The sequence below is a fragment of the Streptomyces sp. Ru73 genome (assembly GCF_002920575.1).
Classification (GTDB): Bacteria; Actinomycetota; Actinomycetes; order Streptomycetales; family Streptomycetaceae; genus Streptomyces.
The window spans coordinates 1-20,058 of sequence record NZ_PQSQ01000123.1 but is presented as its reverse complement, the minus strand read 5'-3'; the positions used below and the strand labels follow the sequence as shown (position 1 = coordinate 20,058).

The following is a 20,058-nucleotide window of genomic DNA, read 5'->3' as shown; positions in this document are numbered from 1 at the left end:
TCCTTGGCCCCCGGCCTCCGGCCTCGGCCTCCACCCGGCGCCTCGGGCCCCGCCCGGCCCTCGGCCCCCGGCCGCCAGTTTTCGGGACCCGGTGCGCGACATCTGGCCCCGGGCCCGGCGTGGGGCCCCGGCCCTCGACTCCCGGTCACCAGCCCTCGGGGCCCGCCCTTCGGGTCCCGGCTCCCGGCCCTCGGGGGCCGCCCATCGGGTCCCGGTCGTTGGCCCTCAGGACGTCAGAACGGGTACCAGCGGACCGAGGCGTCGCCTTCTCGGAGGGAGGCGATGCGGCGGCGGAATTCCTTGAGGGCCGCCGGGTTGCCCGGGGCGTGCTGGGAGACCCAGGCGCAGCTGGCCGTCTCGCGCGAGCCGCGCAGTACGGCACAGCCCTCCCAGTCCCGTACGTCCCAGCCGTAGGCCCGGACGAACGTGTCGTACGCCTCGGCGCCCAGGCCGTACCGGTCCCGGCTGAGGGCCATGACCACCAGGTCGTGCTCGCGCAGGTCGCGGGAGAAGGTCTCCAGGTCGACCAGGACCGGGCCGTCGGGGCCGACATGGACGTTCCGCGGCAGCGCGTCGCCGTGGATGGGGCCGCGCGGCAGATGCGGCTCCAGGGCCGTCGCGGCGGCGGCGAACGCGTCCCGCCGGCCGCGCAGGTACTCCGCGTCCTCCCGCGACACCGCGTCCCCCGCCAGCCGCAGCCAGCGCTCCACGCCGCCCAGCAGCTCCCGGCGGGGCAGCTCGAACGGCGGCTCGGGCAGCGCGTGCACCAGCCGCAGCAGCTCGGCGAGGTCGGCGGGCCCGGCGGGGCGTATCGGTTCGGGCAGCCGCTCCCAGAAGGTCACGGGATGGCCGTCCACCAGCCGCGCCTCCGACTCCGCCGCGCGCACCGCCGGTACGCCCGTCTCCGCCAGCCAGCGGGCCACCCGCAGCTCCCGCTCGGCGCGCGGGAGCAGTTCGGCACTGCGGCCGACCCGGACGACGGGGCCGGTGTCGCCGAGCGCGAAGACGGCGTTCTCGCCGAGGGCGAGGAGCTTCGCTTCCGCCGCGGCGTCCGGCCGGCCGGCGGCGGCCAGCACGTCCCGTGCGCGCGCCTCCGTGAAGGGCGCGCCTGTCGCGGCGCCCGCTCCGCCACTCGCCTCGGTCATGGTCCTGCCTCCCGCACTCCGTGCGCACCCCGGCACGTCGGCCGCTCCGGTGTCTCGATCCCCCACAGTCTCTCAGGCGGGTCCGACAACCCCGCCCCGGCAGGCCCCGGCGGCCCGCCCGTATCGCCGGGGCTTCCGCACCGGCGGACCTCGGGGCGGCGGGGCCCCGGAGCCGGGCCCGGCAGGTCGGTCGTCCCGTGCGTGCCGACGCCGGTCGGCGCGCACGCCGGGCCGGCTGCCGCCCGTCCCGCGGCCGGCAGCGGCCCCGCGCGTCACCGACCCGCGCCCCGGAGGAGATCGAGAGCCCGCCGGAGCCCCGCCCGGCAGTGCTGCAGGGTGAGGGGTGCCACCTGCCCGAGGCAGACGTGGCACTCCACCCCCTCGGAGCCGTCACGCCCCCACAGCCTCATGGGCCGCCAGGCCCCCGCCACCTTGCGTGCCGCGCTCCGCCCCCGCCGGACCATCGCCCACCCTCCCCGCGTCGTACCCGTTGACGGCGGCTCTCCGTGTCACGACGATGACGGCGGCTGTCCGCGTGTTCGGGCGCGCGCGGCCGTTTCGTATCGGATGTGCCGGACGTTTCGGACCGAGCCGCGCCAAGGAGCCCCGTCGTGACCCTCGTGACCGCGCCGCGGCGGTCCGCCCGCCGGACGACCGGTGCCGGACCGCGCCGCGACCACGGCGTGTGGTTCCTGGTCCTGCCCGCGCTCCTCCCGATCCTCGTGCTGAGCGTCGGCCCCCTCCTGTACGGCGTGTCGCTGGCCTTCACGGACGCGCAGTCCGGGCGTACCGAGCCCACCCGGTGGGTGGGGCTGCTCAACTTCGCCGACCTGCTCCGGGACACGCTCTTCTGGGAGTCCTTCCGCATCGGGCTGGTCTGGGCGGTCGGCGTCACCGTCCCGCAGTTCTTCCTGGCACTGGGGATCGCGCTGCTGCTCAACGAGAAGCTGCGGCTGCGCTGGCTGGCCCGCGCGCTGGCCATCGTGCCGTGGGCGATGCCCGAGGTGGTGGTCGGCATCATGTGGCGGCTGGTGTACCACCCGGACGCGGGCGTACTGAACGACACGCTGCGCACCTTCGGGCTCGGCGGCGGCCGCGACTGGCTCAGCGGGCTGGCCACCGCGCTCCCCGCCGTCATCGTCGTCGGCGTCTGGGCCGGGCTGCCGCAGACCACGGTGCCGCTCCTGGCCGGCCTGCAGAACGTGCCGCGCGAGCTGCACGAGGCGGCGGCCGTGGACGGCGCGGGGGCCTGGCGGCGGTTCCGCACGGTCACCTGGCCCGCGCTGCGCCCGGTGGCGCTGGCCGTCACGGCGCTGAACTTCATCTGGAACTTCAACTCGTTCGCGCTGGTCTTCGTGCTGACGGACGGCGGGCCCGGCGGGCGTACGCGGCTGCCGATGCTGTTCGCGTACGAGGAGGCGTTCCGGTACGGGCAGTTCGGCTACGCCGCGGCGATGGGGCTCGCGATGGTCGCGGTCATCGCCGTCCTGCTGGCCCTCTACCTGGCCGGCCGCCTGAGGGCCGAGGAGGACCCCCGATGACCGCCCGCCCCGACGACCACCGTCCCGAGGGACGCGACGGCTCCCGCCCCGAGGGACGCGACGGCCGCCGCCCCCGTAACGCCGTGGACCGGCAGCCCCGTAGTCCCGCAGACCACCGCCTCCGAAGCGCAGAGCACCGCCGCCCCCGGACCGCCACCACCCGCCGCAGGCGGCACGCCACGGCCCGCGTCGGGCAGTACCTCGCGCTCCTCGCCTACCTGGTCTTCCTCCTCGTGCCGTTCCTCTGGCTGGTGTCCACCGCGGTCAAGCCCGCGCGTGAGCTGGGCAGTATCGATCCGAGCTGGATTCCGCACGAGCCGACGCTCGCCAACTTCCGGGCCGCTTTCGGGGAGCAGCCGCTGGTGCGGGCGGCCGTGAACAGTCTGGTGGCGGCGGCCGGGGCCGCCGTGCTCGCCGTCGTCGTGGCGACACCGATGGCGTACGTCCTCGCGCGCTTCCGTACGCGGCTCGCGCGCGCCGCGACCGGGTGGGTGGTGGTCAGCCAGGCGTTTCCGCTGGTCCTGGTCATCATCCCGCTGTTCCTGCTGCTGAAGGCGGTGCGCCTGGTGGACTCGCTCGCCGGGCTCACCCTGGTCTACCTGGTGTGGTCGCTGCCGTTCGCGCTGTGGATGCTGACCGGGTACGTACGGGCCGTGCCGGCCGAGCTGGAGGAGGCGGCGGCCGTGGACGGGGCGGGCCGGGGCCGCACCCTCATGTCCGTGACCGCGCCGCTCCTCCTGCCCGGGATCGTCGCCACCGGGCTGTTCGCCTTCCTGACCGCATGGAACGAGTTCTTCTTCGCGCTCGTTCTGCTGAAGTCGCCGGAGAACCAGACGATGCCCGTCGTCCTCACCCACTTCCTCGGCGCCGAGGGCGTCGCGGACCTCGGCCCGCTCGCGGCCGCCGCGCTGCTCGCGACTCTGCCGGGGCTGGTCCTCTTCGCCGTCATCCAGCGCCGGATCACGGGCGGGATGCTGACCGGGGCGGTGAAGCACTGATGACCGCGCCCACGCGCGCCCCGATGCGCCGCCGGACGTTCCTCGGCGCCGCCGCTTCCGTGGGGGCCGCGGCCGCAGCACCCGTGCTCGCGGGCTGCTCCGGCGGCGGCCAGGGGACCGGCGCGCGCCGCCCCCTCCGGTTCCAGTCGCTCGCCTGGCAGGCGGAGTCCGTGCGGGCCAACAAGGCGCTGGTCGCCGAGTGGAACCGGCAGCACCCCCGCAGCCCCGTGCAGTACGTGCAGGGCGCCTGGCCCACCGTCCACGACCAGCTGCTCACCGCCTTCGAGGGCGGTGAGGCGCCGGACATCATCCACGACGCCGCCGACGACCTGGCGGACTTCGCGTACGGCGGCCACCTCGCCGACCTCACCGGGCTGCTGCCGGACCGGCTCACCGCCGAGATCCCGCGCCACACCTGGCGGACCGGCACCTTCGGCGGGCGGGTGTACGGCGTGCCGTTCCTCCAGGAGCCGCGCGTGCTGATCGCCAACGACCGGCTGCTGCGTGCCGCGTCCGGGGTGCGGGTGCCCACGCCGGAGGAGCCGTGGAGCTGGGCGGAGTTCCGGGCGGCGGCCAGGGAGCTGAGCCGCGAAGGGGGCGGCGACGACGGGCGCAATGAGGGGCGCAGCGACGGACGCGACGACGACGGACGCGGCGGACGGCGGTACGGAGTGGCCTGGCCGCTCAAGGAGCCCGTGTCGGCCACCCTGAACCTGGCGCTCTCCACCGGCGGCCGGCTCTTCCACCGCCGGGCCGACGGCCGCGCCGAGGTGCGCTTCGGGGCCGCCGACCAGGTCGTGCCGCGCACGGTCCACGACCAGGTGAACGTCGACGGCAGCGCGGCGCGCGCCACGCTGGGCATGGGCGGTTCGGACACGCTCCCCGGGTTCTTCGCCGGGCGGTACGCGATGGTGCCGCTCGGGTTCTCGTACCGGCAGCAGATCGTTCAACAAGCCCCCGAGGGGTTCGCGTGGACGGTGCTGCCGGCGCCCTCGGGCAGCGACCGCGCGCAGGGCGTGAGCCCGCAGACGCTCTCGATCGCCGCCGACTGCCCGCGCAAGGAGGAGGCGATGGCGTTCGTCGCCTTCCTGCTGCGCCCGGCGAACATGGTCCGGCTCGCGCTCGGCGACTGGATGCTGCCCACCGGCACCACCGCGCTCCGTGACCCCCGGCTGCGGGTGCGGAAGTACGGCTGGGCCACCGGTACGGCGCTGGCCGGGACGCTGCACGCCGCGCCCGCCCAGTCCGTACGCGGTTATCCGGAGTGGAAGGACAAGATCGCCACACCGGGGCTGCAGGAGTACTACAGCGGCGCGATCGGCCTGGCGGAGCTGCGCGGCCGGCTGGTCGGGGACGGCAACCTCGTGCTCGCGCGCTATCAGCGCTGAGCCCGGACCACAACCCCGCTGCCGTACCCGGCCGTTCCAGCGCCCTTATCAGGAGCTGCCCACACTGCGCCAGCAGAACGGTGTTTATTGCCTCATGTTGCCGCAATGTGACGGGAGTTGAGGCAACCGCCTTCAAGTTCAGTGCTCAATTTGACCGGCTGTGACGGGATTTGCATTTTTGCAGAGTTGTTGCCTATGTCACACCCGTGGGGGACCCTTGAATTGAACGCGTCAATCAGTCAGGGTTTCGAACCAGCCCGGCGGAGATCTTCTCGTTTCTCCGGGCGTACACGCAACGCTTTCCCCCCACACCACGAACGAGGAGAACCCTCGCCATGGCTCACAAGCGTTCCAGCAAGAAGCGGCTGATCACCGGCATAACCGCCGTCGTCGCCGCCACCGGCATCGCGGCCGTCACCGCGGTCACCGCCGACGCCACCCCCGCAGAGGGCAAGATCTACGGCGCGAGCGCCAAGTCGGCCGTCAGCGGCAGCTACATCGTCATGCTCAAGGACGGCATGCGCACCGCCGAGAGCAAGGACCTCGCCGCCGAGTACGGCGGCAAGGTCAAGCGCACCTACAGCGCGGCCCTCGACGGCTTCTCCGCCACCGGGCTGAACGAGACCGAGGCCAAGCGGCTGGCCGCCGACCCGGCCGTCGACAAGGTCGTGCAGAACAAGAAGTTCTCCATCGACGCCACCCAGGACAACCCGCCGTCGTGGGGCCTGGACCGCATCGACCAGGAGGACACCGCGGGCGACAAGAAGTACACCTACCCCGACAGCGCGGGTGAGGGCGTCACCGCGTACGTCATCGACACCGGTGTCCGCACCACGCACAAGGACTTCGAGGGCCGCGCGTCCTCCGGCTTCGACGCGGTCGACAACGACGACAGCGCCGACGACGGCAACGGCCACGGCACGCACGTCGCGGGCACCATCGCCGGTGCCGCGCACGGCGTCGCCAAGAAGGCCAAGATCGTCGCCGTCCGCGTGCTGGACGACCAGGGCTCCGGCACCACCGAGCAGGTCGTGGCCGGCATCGACTGGGTGACCAAGAACCACAAGGGCCCCTCGGTCGCCAACATGTCCCTCGGCGGCGGCGCCGACGAGGCGCTCGACGCGGCCGTGCAGAAGGCCATCGACTCCGGCGTGACCTTCGGCGTCGCGGCCGGCAACGAGTCCACCGACGCGGGCCAGGGCTCGCCGTCCCGCGTCCAGGACGCCATCACGGTGGCCGCCAGCGACAAGGACGACAAGCAGGCCGACTACTCCAACTACGGCAAGGTCGTCGACCTCTACGCGCCCGGCACCGACATCACCTCGGACTGGAACAAGGGCGACGACGCGACCAACACCATCTCGGGCACCTCCATGGCCACCCCGCACGTCGTGGGCGCCGCCGCGGTCTACCTGGCCGGTCACCAGGACGCCAAGCCCGCCGACGTGGCCAAGGCGCTGACCGACGGCGCCACCCCGGACAAGATCTCCAACCCGGGTGAGGGCACGCCGAACAAGCTGCTGAAGGTCGTGGAGTAAGACCCTCGGCGCCGCCCGGCAGGGACGTCCCTGCCGGGCCCCGGCCGCCGGCTGCCGTGCCCGCCCCCACGGGGTGCGGCGGCCGGCGGCTTCGCGCGGGGAACGGAGTGCGTAGCATGGCGCGTGTGGCGCACACGGTGGGTATCAAGGATGTCGCACGTCAGGCAGGCGTCTCCATCGGCACGGTCTCCAATGTGATCAACCGTCCCGACATGGTGGCGAAGGAGACCCGGGAACGGGTGCAGGCGGCGATCACCGCCCTCGGTTACGTGCGCAGCGAATCGGCCCGCCAGCTGCGCGCCGGCCGCAGCAGGATCATCGCGCTGCTCGTGCTCGACATGGGCAACCCCTTCTTCGTCGACGTCGCGGCGGGCGCGGAACGCGCGGCCCGCAAGGAGGGGCTCGGCGTGATGCTCTGCAACAGCGCCCAGAGCCCGGCCGAGGAGGCGGAGTACCTCTCCCTCTTCGCGGAGCAGCAGGTGCGCGGCGTGCTGATCACCCCGGCCGACCTCACCGGCGGCACGCTCGCGCGCTTCCGGCCGCGCGGCATCCCGCTCGTCTTCGTCGACCGCGTGCTCGGCAGCGCCGAGGGCTGCTCGGTCTCCGTGGACGACGTGGCGGGCGGCGCGCTGGCGGCCCGGCACCTCGTGGAGCAGGGCCACGAGGGCATCGTCTACATCAGCGGGCCGATGTTCCTCACCCAGTGCCAGGACCGGCGCACCGGCGCGCTGCAGGCGCTGCGCGAGGCGGGCCTGCCGGAGTCGGCGCTGCGGCACATCGAGACCGAGCGGATGGACGTGGCGGCGGGCCGTGACGCGGGCGCCCGGCTGCTGGGCATGTCGCCCCGGCCGACCGCCGTGTTCTGCGCCAACGACCTGCTCGCCCTCGGCGTCTTCCAGGCGCTGTACGGCGCCGGGGTGGCGGTCCCCGACGACGTCGCGCTGGTGGGGTACGACGACATCGAGTTCGCCGCGGCCGCCGCCGTGCCGCTGACCTCCGTACGGCAGCCGGCCCGGCAGATGGGCCGGACGGCGGCCGAGATGCTGATCGAGGAGACCGGCGACCGGGCGGCGGCCCACGAGCACCGTCAGGTGGTGCTCGCGCCGGAGCTGGTGGTGCGCGCGTCCACGCTCCCGGGCCGCGCCTGAGGACTTCCGGCTAGCGGACCGTGTCGGGCACCGGCACCCCGAAGTCCGGTGTGCCGTCGGCGTGCCAGCCGAGGCGCTGGACGCGGGTGTGCCGGTTGGGGTCGTTCAGCGGGTCGCCGGTGATGTCCCGGTACTGCCGCGCGTGGTACACGAGGACGTCGGTGCGGCCGTCCTCGGCGACCGTGAAGCTGTTGTGTCCCGGGCCGTACTGACCGGTGGTCTCGTTGCTGGTGAAGACCGGTACCGGGGACTTGGTCCAGGAGGCCGGGTCGAGCAGGTCGGCGCGCGCGTCCGCGGTGAGCAGCCCCATGCAGTAGTTGGCGTCGGTGGCGCTGGCGGAGTACGTGAGGAAGACCCGGCCGTTGCGGATCAGGGCCGAGGGGCCCTCGTTCACCTTGAAGCCGCGGGTCTCCCAGTCCAGCGTGGGGGAGGAGAGCCGCACCGGCGGGCTGCCGAGCGTCCAGGGGTTGCGCAGCCGGGCGAGGTAGAGGTTGGAGTTGTTCTGGATGCCGGGCTCCTGCTGGGCCCAGACCAGGTAGCGGACGCCGCGGTGGGTGAAGGTGGAGGCGTCGAGCGAGAAGGTGTCCCAGGCGGTGGTGATCCGGCCCTTCTCGGTCCAGGTGCCCCGGAACGGGTCGGGGTGGCTGTTCTCCAGGACGTACATCCGGATCTTCCAGATGTCCTCGGCGCTGCCGGCGGCGAAGTAGATGTACCAGCGGCCGTCGATGCGGTGGATCTCCGGCGCCCAGATGTGCGCGCCCATCTCGCCGCTGGCGTGCTTGCGCCACAGCACCGCCTCGGGCGCGTCCGTGAGGCCGGCGAGCGTGCGGGAGCGGCGCAGGACGATGCGGTCGTACTCCGGGACGGTCGCGGTGAAGTAGTACTGGCCCGCGTGCCGGAAGATGTGCGGGTCGGCGTGCTGCCGGACCAGGGGGTTGGGGTACGGGGCCGCGGGGCGGTGCCGGCCCGCGGCAGCGGCGTGCGCGGTGCCCGGCAGTGCGGCGGCCGCGCCCACGGCCAGCGTGCCCAGCAGGACGCCTCTCCGGGTGGGTGCGTGCATGGTGCTCTCCTCGTGGGGTCGGCGGGGCGGCCGCGGGTCCTGCGGCCGCCCCGCGGGGACGTCAGCTGCGCTTGATCCGCAGGAAGGTGACCGAATTGGCCGGGAAGGTGTATGTGAACTGCCGGCCGATGCCGTGCAGGGTGGCGCCGCGGGGTGCGACGGGCGTGGCGTCGGCGGTGTTCTGCGCGTCCGGGTCGCCCTGGAGCGTGGTCAGCCGGGCGGTCTTCGCCACCTTGCGGGTGCCCAGGTCGATGCGGGTGCGGGCCGCCGCGTCCTGGGCGTTGACGACCTTCACGATCAGCTCGCCGGTCTTCCGGTCCTCGGTGACGACCTGGCGGAACGGCTCGGCCCTGGCGTCGTCGGTGAACCCGCCCCACTTCTTGCCGTCGAGGTAGAGCGTGACCTGCCGGCCGCGTACCTTCACGTCGATGTCGTAGGCCCGGCCGGTCTCGATCTTCGTGCCGTCCTCGGTCCCGGCCATTGTCTGCTTGGCGCCGCCGGTGGTCTTCTCCACGGCGGAGCGGGTGTTGCCCCAGCCGCCGAGGTTCCACCAGTAGTGGTTGCCGGTGTCCTTGACGCCGAAGGCGATCAGGAAGCCCTCCTTGCCGGACTTCTTGGTGGCCTTCACGTGCAGGTCGTAGTTCTGCCAGCCGGTGTCGCCCGCGGTGACGAGGGTGTCCTCGGCCGCGGTGTCGGACTGCACGTACGCGCCGTCCTCGACCTTCCAGGTGCCGCGCCCGGCGGCCCGGGCCCACTTGCCGTCGCCGCCCGAGAAGTCGTCGCTGAACAGCGTCTTCCCGTCCGCGCCCGTGACCTTCACGTCGTCGTACGCGGCCGAGGTGGCCCAGGTGGAGAGGCCGACGGCGCCGGTGATCGGCGCGGTGGTGGCCGGGGTGCCGGAGGCGGTGCTCGGCACGACCCGGTCACCGGTGTTGTTCATGAACAGCTTCTGGACCTCGTAGTTCGCCGAGCCCCAGGACTTCTGTCCGTCGAACCAGATCATGTCGGGGCGCCACTGCACGGAGTCGGTGCGCGCGAGCAGCGGCGCGTACGAGGCGAGCTTCACGACGTCGGCGTTGCGTTCCAGGCCGGTCATGAACGCGGCCTCGGCGAGCGCGTTGCGGAAGCGGTTGTCCTGGGAGGCGTACTCGCCGAGGAAGACCTTGGGCCCGTTGCGGTCGTAGGAGTCGTAGCGTGCGTTGTTCTCCAGGAACCACTGCGGGCTGTTGTAGTAGTGCTCGTCGACCATGCCGACCTCGGCGTCGCGGTTGAGCTGCCAGGCGCGGTCGAAGGTGGTGCCGCTGTCGTCGGGGCCAGAGTTGCTGATGACGGTGACGTCCGGGTACTTGGCCTCGATGGCGGCGCGGAACTCCTTGAAGCGGGCGAAGAACTCGTCGGGGAGGTTCTCCTCGTTGCCCACTTCGAGGTGGGTGAGGCCGAAGGGCTTGGGGTGGCCCATCTCGGCGCGCTTCTTCCCCCATTCCGAGGTGACCGGCCCGTTGGCGAACTCGATCAGGTCCAGGGTGTCCTGGATGTGCCGCTTCAGCAGCGCCGGGTCGTCGGTGGCCTTGTTCTGGCCGCAGCCGGTGACCAGGGCCGGGACGACGGGCAGCGGCATCGCGCCGATGTCCTCGGCGAACCGGAAGTACTCGTAGTAGCCGAGGCCGTAGGACTGGTTGTAGCCCCAGAAGTTGGCGTTGGTGGCGCGCTGCTCGACGGGGCCGATGGTGTCCTTCCACTGGTACGAGCGCTTGCGCTGGTACCCGGACGCCTCGTCGTACCCCTCGTGGCTGCCGGTGTTGACCAGGCAGCCGCCCGGGAAGCGGACGAAGCCCGGGTGGAGGGCGGCGATCTTCTCGGCGAGGTCCTTGCGCATGCCGTTCGGGCGATGCTTGTAGGTGTCGCGGGGGAAGAGGGAGACCATGTCGAGCGCGGCCGGTCGGTCCGCCGCGACGGTGAGCCGTCCGGTGGTGCTGGAGCGGGTGGCGGTGAAGGCGGCCGTGTACTTGGCCCAGCCGCCGCGTGCGGTGACCCGGCGCGCGGTGGCCAGCTCGCCGGCCGCGTCGTGCAGGGTGACGGTCAGCGGGGCGCCGGACGCCTCGCCGGTGCGGGCCCAGACCGAGAAGTCGTACCGCTCGCCCTTGGTGACCGTGATGCCGCCGCCGTACCCGGAGTTGGTGACGGAGGAGCCGCCGGCCAGCGAGAGGTAGGTGCGGTTGCGGGCGTTGAGCCGGCCGTCGTCGCTGACCGCCTTCGCCGTGCCCGTCGTGGTCCACGAGGTCAGCGGAGTGTAGGAGGCGTGGTCGGCGCGGTCGTACTCGAAGGAGCGGTTCTGGACCAGCTCGGCGTAGAGGCCGCCGTCGGCCGCGCGGTTGATGTCCTCGAAGAAGACGCCGTACATCGTGTCGTCGATGGCGGGGCCCCGGCGGGCGGTGTCGACGTCCAGGGTGTAGTCGGTGACGTCGGCTGCCGCCGGGGGAGCGGCGAGGGCGGGCACCGCGAGCGCGGCGGCCAGCGCCCCGGTGAGCAGGGTGAGCCGGCCGCGTCTTCGCGGCCGGGGCCGTGTGGCGGCGGATGCGGGTGCCGTGGTGGGCATGGTGCGCTCCTGACAGGCTGTTCGAGATACCGGACAGTGCTCGGGATATCGCCCGGTGAGGATGGCGGCAGCGCTGTCGCGGCGTCAACACCCCTGCGAATCCGGGGATTCCGTGCCGCGACCGTTGACACCGCCCGCGTCGTGGCATTACCTATCTCGCAGCATTTCGAACGTGTGACGAAATCTCGAACGAGAAGCAGTCGGACACCGCGAGCCGCGAAGGGGCACTTCCCGTGCGCATCACCGGAATCAGCACTCATGTCGTCGGGACTCCCTGGCGCAACCTCACGTACGTCCAGGTCCACACCGACGAGGGGCTCACCGGCGTCGGCGAGACCCGCATGCTCGGCCACACCGACGCGCTGCTCGGCTACCTCCGCGAGGCGGAGGCCAACCACATCGCGGGGTCCGACCCGTTCGCCGTGGAGGACCTGGTGCGCCGCATGAAGTACGGCGACTACGGGCGGGCCGGCGAGATCGTGATGTCCGGCATCGCGTGCGTGGAGATGGCCTGCTGGGACATCAAGGGCAAGGCGCTGGGCGTGCCCGTCTGGCAGCTGCTGGGCGGCAAGGTCACCGACCGGGTCAAGGCGTACGCCAACGGCTGGTACACCACCGAGCGCACCCCGGAGGCGTACCACAAGGCCGCGCGGGCCGTCGTGGAGCGCGGCTACCGGGCGCTGAAGATCGACCCGTTCGGCACCGGCCACTTCGAGCTCGACCACGAGGAGACCGTGTACGCGGTCTCCCTGATCGAGGCGGTACGGGACGCGATCGGGCCCGAGCGTGAGCTGATGCTGGAGATGCACGGCCGGTTCAGCCCGGCCACCGCGGTCCGGCTCGCGCACGAGATGGCGCCCTTCAAGCCCGCCTGGCTGGAGGAGCCGGTGCCGCCGGAGAACCTCAAGGCGCTCACCAAGGTCGCCGCCAAGGTGGACATGCCGATCGCCACCGGCGAGCGCATCCACGATCGCATCGAATTCCGCGAGCTGTTCGAGTCGCAGGCCGCCGACATCATCCAGCCCGACGTCGGCCACCTCGGCGGCATCTTGGAGACCCGCAAGCTCGCGGCCACGGCCGAGACCCACTACACCCTGGTCGCGCCGCACAACGTCGGCGGCTCCGTGCTCACAGCCGCCTCCCTCCAGGTCGCCGGCTGCACCCCCAACTTCAAGATCCTGGAGCACTTCAACGACTTCGCCGACGCGGAGATCAAGAAGGTGGTCAAGGGCGCCCCGCAGGTCGTCGACGGCTACTTCGAGCTGTCCCACGCACCCGGCCTCGGCGTCGAGCTGGACACCGAGGCGGCCGCCGAATTCCCCCAGCAGCAGGCCCGGTTCGACCTCTGGGCCGAGGGCTGGGAGAAGCGCGACCCCACCGGGACGCGCCGGTGACCGGCCGCGCGCTCGTCCTGGACGGGCCCGGCGCGTACCACCTCGCCGACGCGGCACCGGCCGAGCCCGGGCCAGGCGAGGTACGCATCAGGGTGCACGCCTCCGGGGTCTGCGGCAGCGACCGCGAGCTGTGGCAGGGCCACCGGCCCGAGGGGTACGTGCGGTACCCCGTCGTCCCCGGGCACGAGTGGTCCGGCACCGTCGAGGCCGTCGGTGCCGGGGTGCCGGAGGCGCTGCTCGGCCGGAAGACCGTCGGCGAGGGCTTCCGCAACTGCCAGGTGTGCGCCCGCTGCCACGCGGGCGAGACCACGCTGTGCACGGCCGGGTACGAGGAGACCGGGTTCACGCAGCCCGGCGCGATGGCCGGCACGCTGGTGCTGCCCGCCCGGCTGCTGCACCCCCTCGCCGACGGTGCCGACCTCACCGCCGCCGCGCTGCTGGAGCCCGCCGCCTGCGTCGCGGCCGCCGCGCTCAAGGCCGAGGCCCGGCCCGGGGACCGGGTGGCGGTGGTGGGCACCGGCACGCTCGGCCTGATCGCCGTGCAGTTCCTGGCCGCCGCCTCGCCCGCCGAGCTGCTGGCCGTCGGCCGGGACCGGGACCGCGAGAAGCTCGCGCGCGACTTCGGTGCGACGTCCTTCCGTACGGCGGACGAGCCGCTGCCGGACGACATCGACGTGGTGATCGAGGCCGCCGGGTCGGCCGACGCGGCCCGCACCGCGCTGGGGCTGCTCCGGCGCGGCGGCCGGCTGGTCCTCACGGGCCTCCCGGCCGCGGGCGCCGCCGGCCTGGACCCCACCGAGCTGGTCGTGCGCCAGGCCGAGGTGCGGACCGTCTTCGGCGCCCCGCCGGCCGCCTGGGCGCACGCCGTACGCGCCTTCGACACCGGGCTGCTGGACCTGCTGCCGCTGGTCACCCACCGCCTGCCGCTGGACGCCTTCGCCGAGGCGATGGAGATCGCCGGCGGGCCGGGAGCGGGGAAGGTGCTGCTGCATCCGTAGGCCCGGCCGCCCGCCCCTCCGCCCGGCCCCGGCCGCCGGGCCCCCGACGCTCCGCCCTACCCGAAGGGAACCGACCATGCCCACCCGCAGACGAGCCGCCGCCCTGGCCGCCGTCCTCCTCATCGGCTCACTCACCGCCTGCGGTCAGGAGGCCCGCGGCGGCAGCCGCTACAAGCCCGAGGCGGGCAAGGGCGGCACCATCGGCCTGGCGATGCCCACCAAGTCCTCCGAGCGGTGGATAGCCGACGGCAAGAACATGGCGGAGCAGTTCCGGAGGGCCGGATACAAGACCGACCTCCAGTACGGCGACGACAAGGTCGAGAACCAGGTCGCACAGATCGAGAACATGATCACCAAGGGGCACCGGCTGCTGGTGGTCGCCGCGATCAACGGCTCCGCGCTCACCGACGTCCTCCAGCGCGCCCACGACGCGGGCATCCCCGTGATCTCGTACGACCGGCTCATCCTGGGCAGCCCGTACGTCGACTACTACGCGTCCTTCGACAACGAGAAGGTCGGCCGGCTCCAGGGGCAGTACATCCTGGACCGGCTGAAGCTGAAGAAGCCCGACAAGGGCGCGGAGAAGCACTACAACATCGAGCTGTTCGCCGGTTCGCCGAACGACAACAACACGAAGTACTTCTGGAGCGGGGCCATGAAGGTCCTCGACCCCTACTTCAAGACCGGTCAGCTCGTCGTCCGCAGCAAGCAGACGGAGATGAACCAGGCGACCACGCAGGACTGGAACGGCGGCATCGCGCAGAAGCGCATGGACGACCTCATCAGCAAGAGCTACGGCGACGAGAAGGTCGACGCGGTCCTCTCCCCGTACGACGGCATGTCGCTCGGCATCATCTCCGCGCTGAAGAGCGCCGGTTACAGCGCCAAGGACCTGCCGGTGGTCACCGGCCAGGACGCCGAGCTGGCCTCGGTGAAGTCCATCGCCCGGGGCGAGCAGACCCAGACGGTCTTCAAGGACACCCGCAAGCTCGCCAAGCAGGCCGTCCAGATGGGTGACGCGGTGCTCACCGGCAAGAAGCCGGAGGTCAACAACACCACCGACTACGACAACGGCAAGCGGGTCGTCCCGGCCTACCTGCTCAACCCCGTCTCCATCGACAAGTCCAACACCCAGCTCCTCGTGGACGAGGGCTACTTCACCGCGGGACAGCTGAAGTGACGGGCCGCGACGGCACACCCGTACTGGAGATGCGCGGCATCACCAAGACCTTCCCCGGCGTCACCGCGCTCTCCGAGGTGAACCTGACCGTGCGGGCCGGGGAGATCCACGCGATCTGCGGCGAGAACGGCGCGGGCAAGTCCACGCTGATGAAGGTGCTCAGCGGCGTGCACCCGCACGGCACTTACGAGGGCGAGATCCGCTTCGCGGGCGAGCCGGTGGCCTTCAAGGACATCAACGCCAGCGAGCGGCACGGCATCGTCATCATCCACCAGGAGCTGGCGCTCGTCCCCTTCCTGTCCATCGCCGAGAACATCTTCCTCGGCAACGAACAGGGCCGGCACGGCGTCATCGACTGGCCCGCCACCCTCAGCGGCGCAGCGAAGCTGCTCAAGCGGGTCGGTCTGCGGGAGAACCCGCAGACCCCCGTCGCCGACATCGGCGTCGGCAAGCAGCAGCTCGTGGAGATCGCCAAGGCGCTGTCGAAGGAGGTCCGGCTGCTCATCCTCGACGAGCCGACCGCGGCCCTCAACGACGAGGACAGCGCCACCCTGCTCAGCCTCATCCGCGAGCTGCGCGACCAGGGCATCGCCTGCATCATCATCTCCCACAAGCTGAACGAGATCCGGGAGATCGCCGACACGGTGACGATCCTGCGCGACGGCCGCACCATCGAGACGCTGCCCGTGCGGGAGACCCCGGAGGCCGCGCCCGAGCTGTCCGAGGACCGCATCATCCGCGGCATGGTCGGCCGCGACCTGGACCACCGCTTCCCCGACCGCACCGCGTACGAGGGCGAGGACGCCGGGGAGATCGCGCTGACGGTGCGGGACTGGACCGTACGGCACCCCGTCGACCGGACCCGCAAGGTCGTCGACGGCGCGTCGCTGACCGTGCGGCGCGGCGAGATCGTCGGCATCGCCGGGCTGATGGGCGCGGGCCGCACCGAACTGGCGATGTCCGTCTTCGGCCGCTCGTACGGCATCCACGAGGGCGGCACGGTGGCGGTCGGCGGGCGCGAGGTGAACACCGCCACGGTGCCCGCCGCCATCGCCGCCGGCATCGCGTACGTCACCGAGGACCGCAAGCAGTACGGCCTGAACCTCATCGACACCATCCACCGCAACGTCTCGCTGGCCTCGCTGCGCGGCATGACCCGCCGCGGCGCCGTCGACGAGCACCACGAGCGGTCCGTCGCCGAGCGCTACCGCACGTCCATGAACATCAAGGCGCCCACCGTCTTCGAGCAGGTGGGGCGGCTCTCCGGCGGCAACCAGCAGAAGGTCGTGCTGAGCAAGTGGATCCACGCCGACCCCGAGGTGCTGATCCTCGACGAGCCGACCCGCGGCATCGACGTCGGCGCCAAGTACGAGATCTACACCGTCATCGACCGGCTCGCCGCGCAGGGCAAGGCGGTGCTCTTCATCTCCTCCGAACTGCCCGAACTGCTCGGCATGTGCGACCGGATCTACACGATGGCCGAGGGCCGGCTGACCGGTGAGGTCGCGCGCGCCGATGCCACGCAGGAAGTCCTGATGCGCCAGATGACCATGAACAGAAGCTGAGGCCCGCGATGACCACCACGACCACCCCGCCCACGGACTCCCCGGCGCCCGCGCAGGGCGCCGCCCGGTCGGCCGGCGCGCTGCTGCTGCAGAGCATGCGGAACAACATGCGCCAGTACGGCATGCTCACCGCGCTGGCCGCCATCGTCGTGCTGTTCCAGATATGGACCGACGGCACGCTGCTGCTGCCGAACAACGTCTCCAACCTGATCCAGCAGAACAGCTACATCCTGATCCTGGCCATGGGCATGATGATCGTCATCATCGCGGGCCACATCGACCTCTCCGTCGGCTCACTGGTCGCCTTCGTCGGCGCCATGTCGGCGGTGATGATGGTGAAACAGGACGTGCCCTGGGTCCTCGCGCTGGTGCTGTCGCTGCTGATCGGCGCGGTCGCGGGCGCCTGGCAGGGCTTCTTCATCGCCTACGTCGGCATCCCGTCCTTCATCGTCACCCTCGCCGGCATGCTGCTCTTCCGCGGCCTGACGCAGATCGTGCTCGCGGGCCAGTCCATCGCCCCGTTCCCCGAGGGCTTCCAGGACCTCGCCAAGGGCTTCATCCCGGAGATGGGCCCGTACACCCAGTACCACAATCCCACCCTGCTCCTCGGGCTCGCGGCCGTCGTCTTCCTGCTGCTGCGCGAGTGGCGCGACCGGCGCCGCCAGCTCGCCCTGGAGCTGGAGGTGCTGCCCACCGGGCTGTGGGCCGCCAAGTGCGTCGCGCTCACCGCGGCCGTCGTCGCCTTCACGCTGACCCTGGCGTCCTTCCACGGTGTACCGGTCGTGATGCTGGTGATGTGCGCGCTGCTGCTCGGCCTCGGGTACGTCATGCGCAACGCGGTCATCGGCCGCCATGTGTACGCGCTGGGCGGCAACAAGGCGGCGGCCAAGCTCTCCGGCGTCAAGGACAAGCGCGTCACCTTCCTGGTCTTCGTCAACATGGGCGTGCTGGCGGCCCTCGCGGGCTGTGTGTACGCGGCCCGGCTGAACGCGGGCACCACGCAGGCCGGCCTGAACTTCGAACTGGAGGCGATCGCCGCGTCCTTCATCGGCGGCGCCTCGATGAGCGGCGGCGTGGGCACCGTGATCGGCGCCGTGATCGGCGGCCTGGTCCTCGGCGTCCTCAACAACGGCATGTCGCTGGTCGGCATCGGCACCGACTACCAGCAGGTCATCAAGGGCCTGGTGCTGCTCGCCGCGGTCGGCTTCGACATCTACAACAAGCGCAAGGCCGGTTCCTGATCACGCGGGGCTCCGCCCTGCGCCCGGAATTCCCTAGGAGACAGCCATGACGACCAGCAGACGTACGGTGGTGGCCGCGGCGGCCGCCGGACTCGCGGCCACCGCCGTCGGCACCGGACCGGCCTTCGCGGCGGCGCCCGCAGCGGGCGGCGGCCGGCCGCGCAAGGAGCACTTCGGCACCCTCCCCGACGGCACCCGCGTCGACCGCTGGACGGTGGAGAGCGGTGGCACCCGGCTCGGCGTGCTGTCCTACGGCGGCATCGTGCAGACGCTCGAGATACCCGACCGGCACGGCCGCCGGGCCAACGTGTCCCTCGGCTTCGACAACGTCGGCGACTACCTCACCGCGGGCACCTACTTCGGCGCCCTCATCGGCCGCTACGGCAACCGCATCGCACGCGGCACCTTCACCCTCGACGGGAAGACGTACCAACTGCCCGTCAACGACGGCCCGAACAGCCTGCACGGCGGGGACCAGGGCTTCGACAAGCGGGTCTGGGACGTCGCGCCGTACGCCGGGAAGGACGGCACCGGGCTCACCCTCCGGCGCGTCAGCCCGGACGGCGAGATGGGCTACCCGGGCACGCTGGCCGTCCGCGTCGACTACGTCCTCGACCGCCGCGGCGACCTGCGCATCGCGTACGAGGCCACGACGGACAGGGCCACCGTCGTCAACCTCACCAACCACACCTACTTCAACCTCGCGGGCGAGGGGAACGGCGACGTCCTCGGCCACACCCTGCGGATGGCGGCCTCCCGCTACACGCCCGTCGACAAGACCCTGATCCCCACCGGTGAGCTGCCGAAGGTCGCGGGCACCCCCTTCGACTTCCGGCGGGCCAAGCCCATCGGCCGGGACATCCGCAAGGGTGATGAGCAGCTCGTCTTCGGCGGCGGGTACGACCACAACTTCGTGCTGGACAAGGGCGTCACGGCCACGCCCGAGCCCGCCGTGACCCTCGCCGACCCGGTGTCGGGGCGCGTCATGGACATTGCCACCACCGAACCCGGCGTGCAGTTCTACAGCGGCAACGGCCTGGACGGCACCCTGCGGGGCACCTCGGGCGCGCTCTACCGGCAGGCCGACGGCCTCTGCCTGGAGACCCAGCACTACCCCGACTCGCCGAACCGGCCGGCCTTCCCGTCCACGGTGCTGCGCCCCGGGCAGACCTACCGGACGACGACCGTGCTCTCCTTCGGGGTGCGCTGAACCGGAGGCCGCGGGGCATCCGGCCGTGGGGGAGAATGGCAGTTCGATCGGGGTGCGGCGTACCGCCGCCGCACCCGCCCCGTGGCAGGAGAACGGACCGGATGCCCCCAGCTGACCTCCAGGCGGACTGCGCCCAGTGCTTCGGGCTGTGCTGTGTCGCGCTGCCCTTCGCCGCATCGAACGACTTCGCGGTCGACAAGGCGGCTGGGACGCCGTGCGCCAGCCTGCAGGCCGACTTCCGCTGCGGCATCCACGCACGGCTGCGGGAGAAGGGCTTCCGCGGCTGCACGGTCTTCGACTGCTTCGGCGCGGGCCAGAAGGTCTCGCAGCACACCTTCGGCGGCCGGGACTGGCGGCGGCACCCGGAGACCGCCCGGCAGATGTTCGCGGTCTTCCCCGTGATGCGGCAGCTGCACGAACTGCTCGCGTACGTGACGGAGGCGCTGGACAGGCCCGAGTGCCGGCCGGCGCACGCCGGGCTCCGTACGGCCCGGGCGGAGCTGGAACGGCTCACGCTGAGCCCCGCCGACGTACTCGCCGAGCTGGACACCGAGGCCGTGCGCCAGGAGGTCAACGCGCTGCTGCTGCGGGCCGGCGAGCTGGTGCGGGCCACCGTCCCCGGCAGGAAGAAGAATCACCGCGGCGCCGACCTCTTCGGCGCCCGGCTGCGGAACGCCCGGCTCGGCGGCGCCTGTCTGCGGGGCGCCTGCCTGATCGCCGCCGACCTCTCCGGGGCCGACCTGCGCGCGGCCGACGTGATCGGCGCGGACTTCCGGGACGCGGACCTCAGCGGCGCCGATCTGACCGGCGCCGTCTTCCTCACCCAGGCGCAAGTGAACGCGGCCCGCGGCGACGCCCGTACCCGGCTGCCGGACGGCCTGGCCCGCCCCGCCCACTGGCAGGACTGACGGCCGGCCTCAGGCGGTCAGCGCCGGCACCGGGTGCCGCAGGGCCTCCGCGTACCGCAGGGCCAGCAGGTGCGCCAGCTCCGGGGCCGGGCCCAGCACATCGGCGAGCACGTCCGCGCCCGCCTCCCGGGCCCCGGCCACGATGCGG

15 protein-coding genes and 1 pseudogene are annotated in these 20,058 nt (G+C 72.3%); 12 read left to right on the top strand and 4 right to left on the bottom strand.

The genetic code is table 11. The features are described 5' to 3' along the window. Window positions 1–233 precede the first annotated feature (233 nt). Window positions 234–1,145, bottom strand: coding sequence for an aminoglycoside phosphotransferase family protein (locus C3486_RS32925; RefSeq protein ID WP_103836530.1), 912 nt, complete (start codon window positions 1,143–1,145; stop codon window positions 234–236). A gap of 611 nt (window positions 1,146–1,756) precedes the next feature. Here C3486_RS32925 and C3486_RS32915 point away from each other — a divergent pair. The 5 genes from C3486_RS32915 (at window position 1,757) to C3486_RS32895 (ending at window position 7,758) form a co-directional block, all read left to right on the top strand. Further along, complete coding sequence (locus C3486_RS32915) at window positions 1,757–2,686, top strand: carbohydrate ABC transporter permease (RefSeq protein ID WP_103836528.1); 930 nt, start codon at window positions 1,757–1,759, stop codon at window positions 2,684–2,686. Then, on the top strand, window positions 2,683–3,684 hold the full coding sequence (locus tag C3486_RS32910; RefSeq protein ID WP_258053149.1) for a carbohydrate ABC transporter permease: 1,002 nt from the start codon (window positions 2,683–2,685) through the stop codon (window positions 3,682–3,684). The genes C3486_RS32915 and C3486_RS32910 overlap by 4 nt, the downstream gene beginning before the upstream one ends. Window positions 3,685–3,707: 23 nt before the next feature. Then, on the top strand, window positions 3,708–5,072 hold the full coding sequence (locus tag C3486_RS32905; protein ID WP_103836533.1) for an ABC transporter substrate-binding protein: 1,365 nt from the start codon (window positions 3,708–3,710) through the stop codon (window positions 5,070–5,072). 335 nt (window positions 5,073–5,407) lie between these two features. Continuing rightward, window positions 5,408–6,610: a S8 family peptidase gene (locus tag C3486_RS32900; protein ID WP_103836527.1), complete on the top strand. Its 1,203-nt coding sequence runs from the start codon at window positions 5,408–5,410 to the stop codon at window positions 6,608–6,610. 116 nt (window positions 6,611–6,726) lie between these two features. Then, complete coding sequence (locus C3486_RS32895) at window positions 6,727–7,758, top strand: LacI family DNA-binding transcriptional regulator (RefSeq protein ID WP_103836526.1); 1,032 nt, start codon at window positions 6,727–6,729, stop codon at window positions 7,756–7,758. 10 nt (window positions 7,759–7,768) lie between these two features. Here the strand turns inward: C3486_RS32895 and C3486_RS32890 are convergent, their stop codons facing one another. Next, window positions 7,769–8,818: a family 43 glycosylhydrolase gene (locus tag C3486_RS32890; protein WP_103836525.1), complete on the bottom strand. Its 1,050-nt coding sequence runs from the start codon at window positions 8,816–8,818 to the stop codon at window positions 7,769–7,771. A gap of 61 nt (window positions 8,819–8,879) precedes the next feature. Next, a complete protein-coding gene (locus C3486_RS32885) occupies window positions 8,880–11,414 on the bottom strand; it encodes an alpha-L-arabinofuranosidase C-terminal domain-containing protein (RefSeq protein ID WP_103836524.1) in 2,535 nt (844 codons plus the stop codon). A 233-nt stretch (window positions 11,415–11,647) separates the two neighbouring features. Here C3486_RS32885 and C3486_RS32880 point away from each other — a divergent pair, with 233 nt between their 5' ends. The 7 genes from C3486_RS32880 to C3486_RS32850 all read left to right on the top strand — a co-directional run bounded on the left by C3486_RS32880 (window position 11,648) and on the right by C3486_RS32850 (window position 19,910). Then, window positions 11,648–12,808 carry a mandelate racemase/muconate lactonizing enzyme family protein gene (locus C3486_RS32880; RefSeq protein WP_103836523.1) on the top strand — a complete coding sequence of 387 codons (1,161 nt, stop codon included), beginning with the start codon at window positions 11,648–11,650 and terminating at the stop codon, window positions 12,806–12,808. After that, entirely contained in the window at window positions 12,805–13,806 is a 1,002-nt protein-coding gene (locus C3486_RS32875; RefSeq protein WP_103836522.1) for a zinc-binding dehydrogenase, read from the top strand. Before C3486_RS32880 ends, C3486_RS32875 begins: the two co-directional genes overlap by 4 nt. Window positions 13,807–13,882: 76 nt before the next feature. Beyond that, window positions 13,883–14,986 carry a multiple monosaccharide ABC transporter substrate-binding protein gene (gene chvE, locus C3486_RS32870; protein ID WP_103836521.1) on the top strand — a complete coding sequence of 368 codons (1,104 nt, stop codon included), beginning with the start codon at window positions 13,883–13,885 and terminating at the stop codon, window positions 14,984–14,986. Window positions 14,987–15,015: 29 nt separating this feature from the next. Then, on the top strand, window positions 15,016–16,551 hold the full coding sequence (gene mmsA, locus C3486_RS32865) for a multiple monosaccharide ABC transporter ATP-binding protein (protein WP_103836532.1): 1,536 nt from the start codon (window positions 15,016–15,018) through the stop codon (window positions 16,549–16,551). Between the two features lie 8 nt (window positions 16,552–16,559). Continuing rightward, window positions 16,560–17,792 carry a multiple monosaccharide ABC transporter permease gene (gene mmsB / locus C3486_RS32860; RefSeq protein ID WP_181138774.1) on the top strand — a complete coding sequence of 411 codons (1,233 nt, stop codon included), beginning with the start codon at window positions 16,560–16,562 and terminating at the stop codon, window positions 17,790–17,792. Between the two features lie 46 nt (window positions 17,793–17,838). After that, complete coding sequence (locus C3486_RS32855) at window positions 17,839–19,002, top strand: aldose epimerase family protein (protein WP_103836520.1); 1,164 nt, start codon at window positions 17,839–17,841, stop codon at window positions 19,000–19,002. A gap of 101 nt (window positions 19,003–19,103) precedes the next feature. Then, entirely contained in the window at window positions 19,104–19,910 is an 807-nt protein-coding gene (locus tag C3486_RS32850; protein WP_258053147.1) for a pentapeptide repeat-containing protein, read from the top strand. Between the two features lie 9 nt (window positions 19,911–19,919). Here C3486_RS32850 and C3486_RS38375 read toward each other — a convergent pair. After that, window positions 19,920–20,058: pseudogene (locus tag C3486_RS38375) on the bottom strand (sirohydrochlorin chelatase); the annotation flags it as partial.